The organism is Bradyrhizobium iriomotense (assembly GCF_018130765.1).
In the GTDB taxonomy this organism is placed as follows: Bacteria; Pseudomonadota; Alphaproteobacteria; order Rhizobiales; family Xanthobacteraceae; genus Bradyrhizobium; species Bradyrhizobium iriomotense_A.
The window spans coordinates 1-15,311 of record NZ_JAFCJZ010000005.1; the positions used below are offsets into that span (position 1 = coordinate 1).

Below are 15,311 nucleotides of genomic sequence, written 5' to 3' on the forward strand. Positions count from 1 at the left end.
TCTTGAAAGTGCGATTCGCCATAAGACGAATCCTACATCAACTCCCAAAAAGCAACATTCTTGCCCAGCCTCGACGGATCAAATCGGGCTTCGCTTAATCGGAATTGCCCGCCGCCCCGCCGTTGGCCCCTGCCACAGGAACCATCGTTCCCCCGCGGCATTTCTTCCCGGCTTCCCTTTTTCTCAGACGGCACGCCGGAAAGACCCGAGACCCCTTCATGAGCGACAGCGCCCTCGCCCCGCCGAAATCCGCCTCGACGCCGCTGAAAAGACTGGGGCCGGGTCTCATCACGGGGGCGGCCGACGACGATCCTTCCGGCATTGCCACCTATTCGCAGGCCGGCGCGCAATTCGGTTACGGGCTGCTCTGGACGGTGTTTCTGACCACGCCGTTCATGATCGCCATTCAGCTCGTCAGCGCGCAGATCGGCCGGGTCACCGGAAAGGGGCTGGCCGCCAACGTGATGCGGATCGCGCCGCGCTGGGCGGTGCTGGCGCTCGTCTTCATGCTGGTCGCCGCGAACACCTTCAACATTGCCGCCGACATCGCCGCGATGGCCGAGGCGCTCTCCCTCGTGATCGGCGGCCTCAACCACGAGCACGCCCTGATCTTCGCGGCCGGCTCGACCCTGCTCCAGGTGTTCGTGCCCTATCGCCGCTATTCACCGGTGCTGAAATTTCTCACTTTGGCGCTGTTCGCCTATGTCGCGACCGCCTTCACCGTGAAGATCCCGTGGAGCACGGCGCTGCTCGCCGCGGTGTGGCCGGAGGCGAATGTCAGTGCCGGCTATTTCATGATGGTGGTGGCCGTGCTCGGCACCACCATCAGCCCCTATCTGTTCTTCTGGCAGGCCTCGCAGGAGGTCGAGGAGATGAACCAGGGCGAGCGCGACATGCCGCTTCGCGAACTGAAGCGCGGCGGCAGTCCGGAGCTCGCGCGCATCAGGGCCGATACCATCGCCGGGATGCTGCTCTCCAACGGCATCGCCTTCTTCATCATTCTCACCACGGCGTCGGTGCTGCACGCCAACGGCGTCACCAACGTCAATTCGGCGACCGATGCCGCCGAGGCGCTGCGGCCACTCGCCGGCGATTTCACTTTTGCCCTGTTCGCGCTCGGCATCATCGGCACGGGCCTGCTCGCGATCCCGGTGCTGGCGGGCTCGGCTGCTTACGGCGTTGCCGAGATTTTCCGCTGGCACGCCACGCTCGAGGCGAAACCCGACGAGGCCGTCGGCTTCTACACCATCATCGCTGCCGCGACCGCTATCGGCTTCGGGCTGGGATTCACCGGCATCGATTCCATGCACATGCTGGTCTGGAGCGCCGTGCTCAACGGCATCGTCGCTGTGCCGATCATGGCGATGATGATGCGCATCGTCTCGAGCCGCACGATCATGGGCCGCTTCAGGGCCCGGCCGTGGCTGATCGCACTGGGCTGGCTCGGCACCACGCTGATGGCGCTGGCCGTCCTCGCGCTGCTCGGCTCCTCAATGATTGGCTGACTAACCTCGCGACAGCGGGCTTCACGCCGGTCCGTTGTTGGCCTAACAGTTGCAACCAGGGCGCGGCTCTTTCGACCTCGCCACAACAAAAATAAAGCCCGACGGGGCAACAGGGAGCAACATGACCAAATCGTCAAAAGCAACAAGCCTCGAAATCCTCGCCTGCGATGCCGGCTGGAGAAACTACCATTTCGTCAAGCTGACCACCGAAGACGGCATCGTCGGCTGGAGCGAGTTCGATGAGGGCTTTGGCTCACCCGGAGTCGGCGCCGCGATCCAGGGCCTGTCCGCCCGCGTCATCGGGCAGAACGTTTTCCAGCACGAGCGCATCTACGCCGAGCTGTTCGCAGCCACCCGCCCCGCCGCAGGCGGCGTGGTGGCGCAGGCGCTCGGGGCCATCGAGAACGCGCTACTCGATGCCAAGGCGAAGTGTCTGGGCGTGCCCTGCTACGAGTTGCTCGGCGGCAAGATCCGCGATCGTGTCCGGGTGTACTGGTCGCATTGCGCGACGTGGCGGATCAATCACCCATCCTGGTACAAGCCGGCGATCGAGAGTCTCGATGGCGTCAAGGCGATGGGCGGCGAGGTGCGCGAGAAGAAGTTCACCGCGCTCAAGACCAACATCTTCTTCTACGATGACGGCAAGCCGACCGGCTGGCGGCCCGGCTTCGGCTCACCGTTTGCGCCGGAGATCAATGTCGACAGGAAAATCCTGCGCGACCTGCGCATGCATCTGGAAGCGATCCGCGAGGGCGCCGGCCCTGACGTCGACATCCTGCTCGACTGCAACTTCAACGCCAAGACCGAGGGCTACCTGAAGATCCTGCGTGCCATCGCGGACCTCGACATGTTCTGGATCGAGATCGACAGTTTTAATCCGGAGGCGCTCGGCTACATCCGCAGGCAAAGCCCGCATCCGATCTCCTCGTGCGAGACGCTGCTGGGCTTGCGTGAATTCCTGCCCTATTTCCATGAGCAGGCGATGGATGTCGCGATCATCGACACGCCCTGGAACGGCGTCTGGCAATCGATGAAGATTGCCGCGGCGGCCGAAGCGTTCGAGGTCAACGTCGCCCCGCACAATTTCTACGGCCATCTGTGCTCGATGATGAACGCGCATTTCTGCGCCGCCGTGCCCAACCTGCGCATCATGGAGATCGACATCGATCGTCTGTCCTGGGATCGCGAGTTGTTCACGCACGAGCCCGAGATCCAGAACGGCCATCTCCTCGTCCCGGACCGCCCCGGCTGGGGCACCGAACCGAACGAGGAGGCGTTGCGTGCCCATCCACCCAAGACGAGCGGCGGGCTCCTCAACTACGGTCGCAAGGGCTGACGCGGATTACGGCGTCACGGGATTGACGGTCGGGGATGTCTTCGGCCCCGGCCGCGCCGGCTCGATCGGCGACTTTCGTTCGGTCGGAAGCACTGCAGCGCCTGCGGCGCGTGCAGCTTCCCCCGTCGTCGCATACATCGCGACATGGGCCGGCTGTGTCTTGGCGCGGCTCCACGGTCCGTGGTCGACGATCAGCATGGCTGCAATCGTCAAACCAGCCACGATCAGCGCGATCACGCCGGGATGGCGGAGCGCCGTAGAGATGGAGTTCGCGAAACGATCAGTCATGAGGGATCCGCTTCTTTCCTATCGCAGGTTAATTCAATTGCGCCCCTCGGAGTTCCCCCGTTCGACTTAAGCAAGTTCCACGCCAAACCTTCGGAACTTGATCTGTTCATCGTTTCACATCCGGGCGAGCATCGCCGACGAATCTGTCGCGGTTCGGCATCTTCACCGCGGCCAACGATTTCGCATCGAGGATCGCATCCGCTCCCACCAGCCCGTTCAGGTTCAGGATAAAAGCGGACACCGCATAGACGTCCTCATCACTCAGCGACTGCGGCGCGTTCTGCGGCATGGCGCGACGGATGTAGTCGAACAATGTCGGTGCATAGGGCCAGTAGCTGCCGACTGTGCGGATCGGTTTGGCCGTTCCGATCGTGCCCTGCCCGCCGGCGAGCCGATCGCCCAAACCGCCCTCGCCCTTCTCGCCGTGGCACGAGGCGCATTGCTGGGCGAACACCTCACGTCCGTGGCTGACCGAGCCGCTTCCCTCAGGAAGATTACTGCCGTCGCGTCCGATATCGATATTCCACCCCGCAACCTCGGCGGCTGTTGCTGGTCGGCCGATGCCATACAGACTCTGCGCCTGCGCTTCGTTCGAGAAGGCACACAGCACGATTGCGGAGAGGATCCCGCAAATCTCACGCCAGCGCATTGGTCACCTCGCCATCGGCCGCGATGCGCCAGGGCCAGATCGCGTTGTTGTGGTAGAAATAGTTTTCTCCGCGCACCGCGAGCAACTCGGCCAGGGTCGGCTGCACGTAGCCAGTCTCGTCGATCGCTCGGCTCTGAATCACGGCGGGCTTGCCGTCCCATCGCCACGGCAGACGGAAGCGCGTCAGGGCACGCGTCAGCACCGGCTCCTGCAAACGAGCCTCCTGCCAGCTCTTCCCATCGTCGACGGACACCTGGACGCGCGCGATCTTGCCGTGCCCGCTCCAGGCGATACCCGTGATCTCATGAAAGCCCGGCGCGCTCAGACGCTGACCGCCGGAGGGACGGGTGATGATCGACTTGGCTTCCATGTAGAAGGAGAATTCTCGCGCCGTGCCGTCGGGCAGGAGGTCGGTATATTTCGACGTTTCCTCACGCGAATAAACCGGCTCCGTGGTCACATGCAGGCGACGCAGCCATTTCACGCTCATATTGCCCTCGAATCCCGGCAGGAGCAGCCGCAGCGGATAGCCTTGTTGCGGACGGAGCCGCTCGCCGTTCTGGCTGTAGACCAGCATCGCGTCCTCGAGACATTTCTCGATCGGGATACTTCGCGTCAGCGCAGCCGCATCCGCCCCTTCCGCGACCACCCATTTGGCTTCTGCCTTCAGCCCGGCCTCCTGAAGCACCCGCTTCAGGCTCACGCCGGTCCATTCGGCACAACTCACGAGACCCACGAGGTCCGAAGCCGTCTTGCCATAGGGCTTGGTGTAGCCGGGATTGCCGGAGCATTCGAGAAAGTGGATGCGCGACTCCGACGGAAAGCGCCGGAGATCGTCCATCGTGAAGACCAGGGGACGTTCGACCAGCCCATGCAGCATCAGCCGGTGCTGCGCGGGGTCGATAGTCGGAACACCGCATGCCGTCAAGCTCCTGCAAGGGCGTCCGGCTGGACGCGGAGATGTATTGCTTGAGAGTCTTCGAGATGTTCCTGACGACGCCCTTCTCGAACGGCGACGGCGTGCCGTAGGGCTGACCTCCGGTTGGCTCGCCCGGCGCCTTCATCCATTCAGGAACGTTGGGCGGAAAATTATCCGCCTCTGCGGCAACGGAAGCGCCTGCTCCGAGAACAACGCCTCCCGCCGCAGCGGTGCCGGCTGTCAGGAAGCGACGGCGTGTCGTCGCCACGGAATCATTGTCGGGATCGGTCGTGCTGTTCATTGCGGCCCCTCGGCTGGCGCTGAGCCCGCATGAAACAGTCCGACGGCGGCATTTGCAATTCGCAGCCGTTTCAAAAGCAGGCGATTTCGATCAAAGCTGATCTAAATCGCCCGGCTGCTGGAGCAGTTCCTTTCCTTGCAGCGCACAAACACTGCCCGGCATGATTCACTCGCCCGGAGCAATCGCGTTGCTCGGCGTGGGCCGGTCGGTGATCTGCTGCCCGAACAGGCTGCCGATCAGTTCGACCGCCGTGCGCGCGGTCCGGCCACGCTCGTCGAGGAAGGGATTGAGCTCGACGATGTCGACCGATCCCACCACGCCGGAATCGTGCAGCAGCTCCATGATCAGATGTGCCTCACGATAGGTCGCCCCGCCCGGCACTGTTGTCCCGACGCCCGGCGCAACGCAGGGGTCGAGGAAGTCGACGTCGAAGCTGACATGCAGCACGCCGTTGCACGCCTTGACGCGCTCGATGACGCGCCGGATCAGCACGGCAACACCGAATTCATCGATCTGGCGCATGTCGACAACCCTGATCCGGCGCGAACGCATCAGCTCCTTTTCGAGCTTGTCGATCGAACGCGCGCCGAACAGATCGAGTCTATCAGGATCGATCGACGCACGCGGGTCATCGCCGAGCAGGCCATCGAGACCCGGCTCGCCACACAGAAACGCCGCCGACATGCCGTGCATGTTCGCCGTGATCGTCGTCTCCGGCGTATTGTAGTCGGCATGCGCGTCCAGCCAGAGCACGAAAAGCTCCCGTCCGCGCTCCTGCCAGTGGCGCGCCATGGCATTGACCGAGCCCATCGACAGCGTGTGATCGCCGCCGAGGAAGATCGGAAGCGCACCGGTTTTCGCGATGTCATAGCCTCTGCGGCTCAGCACGCGCGTCCAGCGCTGGATTTCGCGGTAGTGGTTGGCCTTTTCGGGCGGTCTGTCGGCGAGATCCGTGACCTCGGCCACGGAGAGATCGCCGTAATCGACGACTTCAAGATCCAGGCTCTCGAGCAATGTCGCAAGGCCCGCGGTGCGCAGCGCCGCGGGGCCCATCAGGGTGCCGCGCTGCGAGGCGCCCATGTCGATGGGAGCACCGAGCAAGGCGATGCGCCGGGCTCGATCCGTCATGGTCCGATCGGTCACGGCGGTCTCCTGTGATCAGCAAGGCTGCCGCCAGCCTAACAGAGATTCGCATCCGTCGTTTCACGGGGATCGTCCCGCCTCGGCTGGAACAAAACCCCGCGCGCCGAATTGCCCATCCAAGGCCGGTGCCCGCCGTCAATTACGGCGCCTGTCGCGGATAGCCAAAGGTCGTCAGACCCGCTGTTCAGAACGAGCGCTCGCGCGGATAGCCAAAGGTGCCGGCCTCCATCGCTTCGTCGGGTCTGGAGGTCGCAAGCTTGAGCACGGAGATACCGCAGCCCAATCCCCAGCCCAGCGTGGCGGAACGCGCCATCGATGCCGCGACCGACGTATCCCGCACGATCGGCGAGGTCGTCGGCGGCCTGCACGCCGCGGTCGATCGCCTCACCCTGGCGATCGAAGAGGCACGTAAGCCCGGCCGGCCGCTCGCGACCGTCGCGGCCATCACGCGTGAAGCGCCCTTGGCCAGTCTCTTTGTGGCCTTCCTGTTCGGCGTGGCGGTGGCGCGCCGGCGTTAGCGAGCTTACCGGATATGCGCCGACTAGGCGGCGCTGATCGTAACCTTCTCGGTCGCCAGGAACTGCCGATCAAATGCTTCCGCCGGCATCGGACGGCCGAAGAAATACCCCTGTCCTTCCGCGCACCCCATGCTGACGAGAAAATCGGCCGTGGCCCTGTTCTCGATGCCTTCGGCAACGACCGTGAGCCCGAGCTGTTTGCTGAGGCCGATGGTCGAGCCGACGATCGCGGCGTCGTCGGAATCGGTGAGCAGATCGAGCACGAACGACCGGTCGATCTTGAGCCCGTCGAGCGGAAACTTCTTGAGATAGCTCAGGCTCGCATAGCCGGTGCCAAAATCGTCGAACAGGACGCGCACGCCGAGCTGCTGAATCCGCTTGAACATGTCCAGCACGCGGCCTTCGTCGTGCAGCAGGATATCTTCGGTGACCTCGAGCTCGAGCAGCGACGGCGTCAATCCCGTCGCTTCGAGCAACGCCGCAACCGAATGTGCGAGATCGCCGGATTCGAGCTGAGAAGGCGAGAGATTGATCGCAACGCGTACGCTGTTGCCGGACAATTCCCACGCACGCGCCTGCCGACAGGCGGTTTCCATCACCCAGTTCGCGATCCGCTCCGATAGCGCCGAGGTATTGACCACCGGCATGAACTCGCCGGGCGAAACGTAACCGCGCACGGGATGCCGCCAACGGATGAGCGCTTCGGCTCCGAGCAGGCTGCCGTCGACCAGGCGGACCTGAGGCTGGTAGAACAGCTCGAACTCGCCGCGATCCGCGGCAAGCGCCAATTCGCTCTCCAGCGTCAGCCGGTTCTCCAGCTCCTGCCTGATCGCGCTCTCGAAGATCACGTGGCTGCCACGTCGCGTCGCCTTCGCGCGGCTCAACGCCAGATGGCCGTTGCTCAGGAGATCGTCGGCGTTGTGTCCACCGTCAGGATAGACGGCAACGCCGAGGCTGATCCGAACGCGATGCTGTCGTGTGCCCGTTCCAAGCGGCGCTTCGAACGCGCGAGCGATCCGACCGGCGAATTCCGCAATCGGCTCGCCGGCTTCCGCACAGTCGAGCGCGATCGCGAATTCGTCACCACTGAGCCGGGCAATGATCGCCTTGCCGTCGACTTTGGTACGAAGTCGCTCGGCAACAGCCCGCAGCACGAGGTCGCCGGCCGAATGTCCGAGCATGTCGTTGATCTGCTGGAAGCCGTCGAGCCCGAGCACGAGCAGCGCGACCTCGGAAGACCGCCGCTCCGCCGCGGTGATCAGACCGGTGAGGCCCGCATGCAGCATGTTGCGATTGGCAAGCCCCGTCAGCGCATCATGTTCAGCCAGGTACCTGACGCGTTCGGCCTCGCGCTTGCGGACCGAGATGTCGCGCAGGATCGCGCCGTACTGGAAGCCGTCCGTTCCCTGGCAGCCGGAGAAGCTCGCCTCGACCGGGAAGGTCTCACCATTCTTGCGCCGGCCTTCGAACTCGACGACAACGGCCCCGCCGGGGACCAGCAGCGCCTGGCGGGCGGCGTCGCCCATGGACGGCCTCGCGTTGCCGTCCGCCGGTACAGCACAAAGCGTTTCGAACGGGCGGCCGATGATCTCGGCTGGCATGTAGCCGAAGATCGCGCTCGCACCGGGGTTCCAGACCGTGATCCGATGATCCTCATCTGTGCAGACGAGGCCATCGCCGAGCGACATCGCGATGCGATGAAAGCGGCTCTCGGCAATGCGTCCCAGGAGACTACGGAAGTCGATCTCGTCCAGTGCGATCGCCGTCAGGTAAGCGATGATCGCGATGTGGAACAGCGACGTGTCGATGACGAGGGGCCATCTTGCCTGCACGAAGACCGCGGTCAGTTCGACAGCCGCCCCGGCTGCGACGAGGATTGCGACGCGCAATCCCGGCGCCAAGCGGCGCCACGAATACATCATCATCAGGCAGATCGCGCCGAGGCCCAGGATCATGCCGATGTCGGAGGTCCAGCGCAGCGTCCGATTTTGCAGGATCGATTCTGCCGCCAATGCCTGAAGAACGGGCCCCGAGACGATGCCGCCGTTTGGAACGCTGAACCGGTCGCCGAGCTCGAGCGCCGTGGCGCCGACGATGATCTTCTTGTCCCTCAGCTTGTCGAGACTCGCAGTGTCGCCACGGATCACGTCGACATAGGATACGCGCGGAATGGACGCCGCCTGAATACTGAAGTCGATCAGGAAGGGCGGCCGCCGGTTGGCGTCCTGTCCGGCGAGCACGACGGCCATGGACGGCATCAAGGCATCGCCGAATTTCTCACCGAACGGATAACGACGAACCAGTCCGTCGAATTCGACCGCGACATTGACGAGGGCTGGCCACGACTGGTTGCCGAACGGCTTCAGGGGGCGATTGAGGTGAACCGCGCCACCATTTGCCGTCGGTTGCCTGAAGGACGGCAGGATCGTCGAACCGCCGACGTCCCGAAGCGCCTTGACGAAGGCCTCGTCGGAGGCCGCATCCGACGGCGTGCTGAAATCGACGTCGAACGCGACGTCCTGCGCGCCGGCCGCTTCGAGCCTGTGCAACAGTTCAGCGTGGAGTCGGCGCGGCCAGGGCCACACCCCGATCTGGTCGATCGAGGGCGCGTCGATGGCGACCACGACGACATTGCCGCTCGCCGCACGCGACTGCCAGGCGAACCGCAGATCGGTGAGCGCATTGCGAAGCGAAGCATGCCACCCCGTGGACAGCACGACCGCCAACGCGATCACGACAAGAATATGCGGCCGATAACGTTTCACTTTGCTCCCCTGCACCGGCGGTGCTTGCCGCCGCGCGCTCCCCCTATGCCGACTGCACGGTCCTAATGATGGCCTCTGCCCCAGTACCAACCATGATGGTGGCCGTTATTGCCGCTGTTACCATTGTTGCCGGTGCCGCCGCTTCCATTGCCGGTCGCACCCGTCCCACTGCTTCCGGTCCCGGAAGTTCCGGTGGACACATTGCTGCTCGACCCGGCGGTGGTTGCAACGGTCGTCGTCGCACTCGACGACGTCGATGCGGCGCTGGCCGTTGATGCGCTGCTGCTCGCGGTGACCGCTGTCACGGTGGAGCTGTTGGAGGCTGTGGTGGTGGTGTTCGACGAGTTGTCGCTCCACACCGTAGCTGTGCTGGCACCGGTGCTGGCGTGCGCGTTGCGCACGCGCCCCGTTGCCACGGCTCCGTGAGCGAGGCCATTCGTGACCTTGTGGACGTTCAGCTTGACCTCGCCGAGCGAGCTCGAGATGCGCACGACGCCGGCCTTCGGCGCTTGACCTCCGGCCGCCTGATGCGATTGCATCGACGCGCCCACTGCCTTGGTCCCCTTGTCGATCGGACCGAGCGCATGGATGGCATGACCATTCGCCGCGTTGCGCGGCGCCGACAATCCCGATTTCGGCACGGGAATTCGCTCGATCGTCGAGGCGCGCGGCTTGCCATGCTCGATCGGATTGAAGGTGCCGGAGCCGCTCAGGCTGAGGCCTGGCTTGCCATGCTCGAAGGCGGTGGCCGCTTGTCCCGGCATGACTTGCGCGATCTGTCCGGTCTTGAAGTCGGAGACTTCGACCTGGCCGCGCAGCACCCCGACCTTGGTGCTGCCCGCACCCACCGTGACGCTGAACTGCGTTCCCTTGACGACAGCGGCGAGATAGGGCGTCTCGACCTCGAAATGCTTGACGTTGCGCTTCTCGACTTCGAGCAGGATCGAACCCGCCCGCTGGATGATGGTGGTCGAGAGCCCGTCCTTCTTCTCGGCCGGCAAGCCGACAACGGAATTGGGCGAGATCAGGATCGTCTCTTCACCGCGGACGAGCAGCACCCGGCCATTGCGTCCGGTGCGAATGGTATTGCCGGGCTTGAGAGTCTCTTCCTGGTTCAGCGAGACCTGTTGCGCGCCATCGGTCGCGACCCAAACCTCGCCGGTGGCCTTGCTGACCGACCAGACGCCATCGTCCCCGGCGAACGCGCCGGAAGCCGTTCCCAGGGCCAGCGCCGCCATGAAGGCGCACCGCATTCCAATTCTGCCGAGCATGACGATTCTCAGTCCCCGTTACAGCCGGGCCCGAGGCGTATCCGAAATCACTCAAGAGAGGATTAGCAGGAAGAGGTCAGTGGAACTGCCGCATTAACCAATCATTGACCATAAAAACCTATGAAAAATCATGCGGCTAACGATCCCTTACCGCCCCGTGGCAATCGCTCCGTCAAACTACGGAGACAGGTTTGTTGCGCGCGTTGGGAGGCGGCATCTCATTACCGCACTGGCATTGTTGGTACCGACTTTTGCGGGAGTCCCGCAGGCATTCGCACAACAGGCGAACCAGCCGGGTTTTGATCCGCGCCAGCCCGAGAAATACTTTGAAAACCAAACCGAGCGGGAAACTCTGAATCGTCCCCCGGTCAAGCTTCCGCCCGTCAGCCCAACCAACACCGGCGGCGACACCAAGCCCCAATTTGCGCTGCGCGACGTCAGCGTCACCGGCGCTCAAGCCGTCCCTCGCGATCGTATCACCGCGGTCTATCAACCCTATCTCGGCAAGAAGGTCTCACAGGCGGATCTCGCCGCGATCGCCGGCGCAATCAGCGACCTCTACCGCGCCGATGGTTTCCATCTCAGCCGGGCCATCGTGCCGCCGCAAGACATTGCCGATGGGCGCGTCCGGATCCAGGTGATCGAAGGCGCCATCGTGCAGGCTGAGCTGAAGGGCGACGGCGCCGAGCAGTTCGGCATAAGGCCGATGCTCGGGCCGGTTCTCGCCGAGCAGCCGTCGCGGCTGGCAACGCTCGAACGCCAGCTCTTCCTCATCAGCGGCAGGCCCGGCGTCCGGATCACCGATACCGCGCTGGAGGAGATTGGCGGTGCCACCGGCCGCTTCCGCCTCGTTGTCTATTTGAAGACTTGGCACGTTTTCACGTCGTTCGGCCTGGACAATCTGGGCTCATCCTCCGTCGGTCCGTGGCAGAGCTACGCGACGGGCGCGTTCAACTCCTATCTCACACCCGGCGATACGCTGGCGGTCAACCTGTCGACCATTGCCAACGACCCGCGCGAACTCGGCTTTGCCCGGCTGTCCTATGACGCGCCCGTCGGCGTCGACGGCGTGCGGCTCGGCGTGTCCGTCCTCTACAGCGCGGTCCGGCCGGGCGACGCCCGTCGGCTCGACAGCGATATCACCACGACCGAGGCTTTCGAGGTGCGGGCAAGCACCGTGCCCTTCATGTCGCAAGCCTCGGCACTGACGCTGACCCTGGCCGGGACCTTCAGCAACGTGTCCGAGCACGACCTGTACGGCCCCTGGTACAACGACCACATCAGGACCGCGAGCCTGACCGCCGACTACCGCCTCCAGGATCGCTTCGGCGGCACCAATTTTGCGACGGTGACCTACCGCCAGGGCCTCGACGTCTTCGGCGCCTCGCATTTCGACGACGATTTGTTGTCGCGCGACGGCGCATCGTCGAACTTCTCGGTGCTGAACCTCTGGTTCACCCGCTACCAGGCGCTCAACGACGCCTGGTCGCTCAAGCTTTCCGCGGCGAGCCAGACGGCATCGCGGCCGTTGTTCACCTCGCAGCAATTCTACCTCGGCGGCGCGGCCTTCGGCCGGGGCTATGGCGCCGCCGAGATCAGCGGCGACAACGGTCTTGCCGGCTCGCTCGAGCTGCGCTTCGACCAGAAGCTCAATTTCCGCTACTGGAGCGGCTATCAGCTCTACGCCTTCGGCGACGCCGGCGCGGTCTGGAACGACGGTTACCGGCTGAGCGATGGCCTCTCGCTGACGTCGGCCGGAGCCGGTGTGCGCTTCTTCCTGTGGGACGACCTCCAGGCCGATCTCGGCGTGGCCGTCCCCTTGAGCTACCGGGCGCCGGACAATGAACGCCGCAGCCCGCGCTTCCTGTTCACGCTGTCGAGCGCGTTTCGGCTCTGCCCCGAGCGCGGCCGGGGCGGCTGCCTGTAGCTCGCTTCCTTCGCGCAGCAGACCCGGCATGCGGCCGTTTTGCGGTCTTGCGCACAGACTTGCCTAAATTTAATCCCGTAACCTGCTCACGATCGCTCGATCCGGGGGCTCCAATGACCATTTTCAGCCGAAAGTGATTGGGAAGGAATCATGAAGAGGGTGTTTGCGATCCTGGCGTTCTTTGGCGTGCTCGGTGTCGGCGAATATTTCATCGTCAGCCGGTTCGCGATCCGCCACGAGACTTTGACCCTGTTCGACGCCACGCGCCAGCGGCCGATCTCGGTCGAGATCGCGGTGCGACGCGATTACGAAACCAAGGCCAATCTCGGTCTCTGGAAGCTACCGCTTGCCGTCATCAGCAACGGCAATACCGTCAAGGCTACCGAGTATTCCTTCCTCGCCAACGCGCTCGCAGCGCGCGGCTATCTCGTTGCCAGCATCCAGCAGGACCTGCCGAGCGACCCGCCGCTGATGACCCATGTCGGTCAGCAATATGTCGGCCGGCGTGAAGTCTACATCCGCTGCGAGGCGAATATCCTCTTCACCCTGGGCGAACTGAAGCGGCGGCAGGAAAACGCGGACTACGACCACATCACCCTCGTTGGACATTCCAACGGCGGCGACGTCTCGATGTATGTCGCCCACCAGCACCCGGAGCTGGTGTCGAAAGTCATCACGCTCGACAATCTGCGGGTGCCTTTCGTCCTCAGCGACAACATGAAGATCCTGTCGTTCCGCTCGAAGGATCCGCACTTCCTCACCGACTCGGGCGTGTTGCCGACCCCGGAAGAGGCCAAGGCGCGCGGCATCGACATCGTCCATACCGGTGCGCAGCATAACGAAATGAGCGACCGTGGTCCTGATGCGGTCAAGGAGAAGATCCAGGCGACGCTCGACCGCTTCCTGCGCGACAGCGCCAGCAGCGCACTCGCCCCGGCCGATACGAAAAGCCCGATGATCATGAACCCCGGCGACTATTAGCCGGGAGCGCCCTTGCGACAGATCAAGGCAGCTCCGGGCCGGCAGGCTAAAAAGGCCATGTAGCGTCGGAGAGACACGTGTCGCACTATACCGAAAGTCTCGATACCAAAGGCCTCGGCCTGCCCGCGACGAGAACGCCGTCATTCGCACGGCATCTCTATCGTGCGACCCGCAGGCTGCTGCGGTCGATCATCGCCCGCATCGATCTCTCGCAATTTCCGGGATCGTGCTGTGGATGAGCACGGCCGCAGGCGAACGCATGAAGGTTGCCTTATGCACCAGCATTTGAGACGAATTTGCCTGCTGCTCGCAGTGACCTCGAGCCTAGGCACGTCCTCTGTTCTGGCCGCCGATGCCGGTCACGGTGCCGACCTCGCCAAGCGCTGGTGCGCAAGCTGCCATGTCGTGGCCAACGGCCAGGCGACAGCCAGCGCCGACGTGCCCTCCTTTGCTTCCGTTGCACGACGGCCGGATTTCAGTTCGGAGAAGCTCGCCTTTTTCCTGCTCGACCCGCATCCGAAGATGCCGAACTTTCCCCTGAGCCGGATCGAAGCTGGCGACATCGCGGCCTATATCGGATCGCTGCGTCCCTAGGGCATGATCCGGCCCCCAAGGGCCGCGTTAGCGCAAAGTGCGGAGCGGTTTTCCGGAAAGATCGAGCAACAGCCTAAGCCGCGAGGATGGTTCCTCTCAATCTCATCGTGCCTGGCAGCGCAGGCCGATCGCGACACCTGGCACAAATGCAAATCCCTGCCGGAGGACCGACAGGGATCAGCAGAAAGGATGATGGACGGCGAATGAGACATCATTCGGTGGCCCATCATGGACCTGCGCCAAGCATCGAAATGCGGATCTTCATGCCGCGCAAGATCAATTTGTAGGCAGCTGGCACACAGGCCGGGAATCAGGATTTACCCTTGCCCGACTGCATGAGACTGCCGGTCATCTGGCGCATGTGATCTCCGGCGCTGGTGAACTGGCTGCGCAGGAAATCGGACTGGATCCGCATCGCTTCCTGAAGGTCGGTGGCATGCACGAGCTTGCGTGCATGCTCGAATGCCGACTTCATATTCTGCTCGGTGAAAGCAAGCGCCTGCTTCGACACGTCCGTCCCGGCTCCCGGAACGGACGTCATCGATTTCGTGGCGGCTTCGAAAAACATGCCGAATGCTTTTTCTGCTTGGTCAATTGTCCTCTCGGCCAAGTCGCGCAGTTCGGCCGGAACTTCGAGCTTCGGTTCGATCATGGTCGCACTCCTCCCTTTTTCTTGACTGAATACCACACTTGCCCGACCGCCTTCCAGCAGCGAACACCGGGGCAAACACCCCCCGGGTGGCCTGGCTGGGCAGGAAAGGGAGGAAAAAGGCGTGAGACAGGCGGTCCGGGTCAGGACAGGGGGTGTTCGGGAAGGGCTTCTTCGGTGGCGAGGTCTTCAACGAGTTTGATCACCTCGAAGCGCTGTCGAGGCGCGAGCTTCAGAAAAGCGCGGAGCAGGCGCAGGCTTTCGACGGTGCCGGTCGCAGGCGCGCCGAGCTTGAGGTGCAGTTCAGCCGCGAAGTTGAGGTTCTTCATCTCGCACCTATGACAAGCATCGGCCTTCCTGAACTGACATCGGGGTCCACGCCAGAGCCGAACACCACAACCGGACGCCATGGCGAGCACGCACTCTCGGGCGGAGGGCCCGGCAGGTTAGTACCCTCAACGACAC

The 15,311-nt window shown here is 63.7% G+C and carries 15 protein-coding genes and 1 pseudogene; 8 read left to right on the forward strand and 8 right to left on the reverse strand.

Annotation, left to right across the window (positions count from 1 at the left end):
- The first annotated feature begins 218 nt into the window (after positions 1–218).
- Complete coding sequence (locus tag JQ635_RS10935; protein ID WP_211409877.1) at positions 219–1,505, forward strand: NRAMP family divalent metal transporter; 1,287 nt, start codon at positions 219–221, stop codon at positions 1,503–1,505.
- Positions 1,506–1,626: 121 nt separating this feature from the next.
- On the forward strand, positions 1,627–2,841 hold the full coding sequence (locus JQ635_RS10940) for a mandelate racemase/muconate lactonizing enzyme family protein (protein WP_211409878.1): 1,215 nt from the start codon (positions 1,627–1,629) through the stop codon (positions 2,839–2,841).
- Positions 2,842–2,847: 6 nt separating this feature from the next.
- On the opposite strand, the gene JQ635_RS10945 is transcribed toward JQ635_RS10940, so the two are convergent.
- The 3 genes and pseudogenes from JQ635_RS10945 to soxC form a co-directional block, all read right to left on the reverse strand.
- Entirely contained in the window at positions 2,848–3,129 is a 282-nt protein-coding gene (locus tag JQ635_RS10945) for a hypothetical protein (protein WP_211409879.1), read from the reverse strand.
- 106 nt (positions 3,130–3,235) lie between these two features.
- Positions 3,236–3,778, reverse strand: coding sequence for a c-type cytochrome (locus JQ635_RS10950; RefSeq protein ID WP_211409880.1), 543 nt, complete (start codon positions 3,776–3,778; stop codon positions 3,236–3,238).
- Positions 3,765–4,998 (reverse strand): annotated as a pseudogene (gene soxC, locus JQ635_RS10955) (sulfite dehydrogenase). The gene JQ635_RS10950 and the pseudogene soxC overlap by 14 nt, the downstream one beginning before the upstream one ends.
- A 29-nt stretch (positions 4,999–5,027) precedes the next feature.
- Here soxC and JQ635_RS39205 point away from each other — a divergent pair.
- Complete coding sequence (locus tag JQ635_RS39205) at positions 5,028–5,162, forward strand: hypothetical protein (protein ID WP_283826559.1); 135 nt, start codon at positions 5,028–5,030, stop codon at positions 5,160–5,162.
- Between the two features lies 1 nt (position 5,163).
- Here the strand turns inward: JQ635_RS39205 and rocF are convergent, their stop codons facing one another.
- Complete coding sequence (gene rocF, locus JQ635_RS10960) at positions 5,164–6,141, reverse strand: arginase (RefSeq protein ID WP_211409881.1); 978 nt, start codon at positions 6,139–6,141, stop codon at positions 5,164–5,166.
- A gap of 257 nt (positions 6,142–6,398) precedes the next feature.
- Between rocF and JQ635_RS10965 the strand changes: the two genes are divergently transcribed.
- A complete protein-coding gene (locus JQ635_RS10965) occupies positions 6,399–6,659 on the forward strand; it encodes a hypothetical protein (RefSeq protein WP_211409882.1) in 261 nt (86 codons plus the stop codon).
- Positions 6,660–6,682: 23 nt separating this feature from the next.
- Here the strand turns inward: JQ635_RS10965 and JQ635_RS10970 are convergent, their stop codons facing one another.
- Together JQ635_RS10970 and JQ635_RS10975 are read right to left on the reverse strand one after the other, a co-directional pair.
- Positions 6,683–9,424, reverse strand: coding sequence for an EAL domain-containing protein (locus JQ635_RS10970; RefSeq protein WP_211409883.1), 2,742 nt, complete (start codon positions 9,422–9,424; stop codon positions 6,683–6,685).
- Positions 9,425–9,486: 62 nt separating this feature from the next.
- Positions 9,487–10,695 carry a FecR family protein gene (locus JQ635_RS10975; protein WP_211409884.1) on the reverse strand — a complete coding sequence of 403 codons (1,209 nt, stop codon included), beginning with the start codon at positions 10,693–10,695 and terminating at the stop codon, positions 9,487–9,489.
- A 130-nt stretch (positions 10,696–10,825) separates the two neighbouring features.
- Between JQ635_RS10975 and JQ635_RS10980 the strand changes: the two genes are divergently transcribed.
- The 4 genes from JQ635_RS10980 to JQ635_RS10995 all read left to right on the forward strand — a co-directional run bounded on the left by JQ635_RS10980 (position 10,826) and on the right by JQ635_RS10995 (position 14,197).
- Positions 10,826–12,622, forward strand: coding sequence for a ShlB/FhaC/HecB family hemolysin secretion/activation protein (locus JQ635_RS10980; protein ID WP_211409885.1), 1,797 nt, complete (start codon positions 10,826–10,828; stop codon positions 12,620–12,622).
- 150 nt (positions 12,623–12,772) lie between these two features.
- Entirely contained in the window at positions 12,773–13,603 is an 831-nt protein-coding gene (locus JQ635_RS10985) for an alpha/beta fold hydrolase (RefSeq protein ID WP_211409886.1), read from the forward strand.
- A gap of 77 nt (positions 13,604–13,680) precedes the next feature.
- Positions 13,681–13,842: a hypothetical protein gene (locus JQ635_RS10990; RefSeq protein ID WP_211409887.1), complete on the forward strand. Its 162-nt coding sequence runs from the start codon at positions 13,681–13,683 to the stop codon at positions 13,840–13,842.
- A 34-nt stretch (positions 13,843–13,876) separates the two neighbouring features.
- Complete coding sequence (locus JQ635_RS10995; protein ID WP_211409888.1) at positions 13,877–14,197, forward strand: c-type cytochrome; 321 nt, start codon at positions 13,877–13,879, stop codon at positions 14,195–14,197.
- A gap of 310 nt (positions 14,198–14,507) precedes the next feature.
- Here the strand turns inward: JQ635_RS10995 and JQ635_RS11000 are convergent, their stop codons facing one another.
- Together JQ635_RS11000 and JQ635_RS11005 are read right to left on the reverse strand one after the other, a co-directional pair.
- Positions 14,508–14,849 carry a phasin gene (locus JQ635_RS11000; RefSeq protein WP_211409889.1) on the reverse strand — a complete coding sequence of 114 codons (342 nt, stop codon included), beginning with the start codon at positions 14,847–14,849 and terminating at the stop codon, positions 14,508–14,510.
- A gap of 140 nt (positions 14,850–14,989) precedes the next feature.
- Positions 14,990–15,175, reverse strand: a complete 186-nt coding sequence (locus JQ635_RS11005) for a hypothetical protein (RefSeq protein ID WP_018644785.1) — start codon at positions 15,173–15,175, stop codon at positions 14,990–14,992.
- Positions 15,176–15,311: the final 136 nt, after the last annotated feature.

Coding starts and splice junctions, on each gene's coding strand:
- JQ635_RS10935 (WP_211409877.1), top strand. CDS start 219: ATGAGCGACAGCGCCCTCGCCCCGCCGAAATCCGCCTCGACGCCGCTG.
- JQ635_RS10940 (WP_211409878.1), top strand. CDS start 1,627: ATGACCAAATCGTCAAAAGCAACAAGCCTCGAAATCCTCGCCTGCGAT.
- JQ635_RS10945 (WP_211409879.1), bottom strand. CDS start 3,129: ATGACTGATCGTTTCGCGAACTCCATCTCTACGGCGCTCCGCCATCCC.
- JQ635_RS10950 (WP_211409880.1), bottom strand. CDS start 3,778: ATGCGCTGGCGTGAGATTTGCGGGATCCTCTCCGCAATCGTGCTGTGT.
- JQ635_RS39205 (WP_283826559.1), top strand. CDS start 5,028: ATGAAACAGTCCGACGGCGGCATTTGCAATTCGCAGCCGTTTCAAAAG.
- JQ635_RS10975 (WP_211409884.1), bottom strand. CDS start 10,695: ATGCTCGGCAGAATTGGAATGCGGTGCGCCTTCATGGCGGCGCTGGCC.
- JQ635_RS10980 (WP_211409885.1), top strand. CDS start 10,826: ATGCGGCTAACGATCCCTTACCGCCCCGTGGCAATCGCTCCGTCAAAC.
- JQ635_RS10985 (WP_211409886.1), top strand. CDS start 12,773: ATGAAGAGGGTGTTTGCGATCCTGGCGTTCTTTGGCGTGCTCGGTGTC.
- JQ635_RS10995 (WP_211409888.1), top strand. CDS start 13,877: ATGCACCAGCATTTGAGACGAATTTGCCTGCTGCTCGCAGTGACCTCG.
- JQ635_RS11000 (WP_211409889.1), bottom strand. CDS start 14,849: ATGATCGAACCGAAGCTCGAAGTTCCGGCCGAACTGCGCGACTTGGCC.
- JQ635_RS11005 (WP_018644785.1), bottom strand. CDS start 15,175: ATGAAGAACCTCAACTTCGCGGCTGAACTGCACCTCAAGCTCGGCGCG.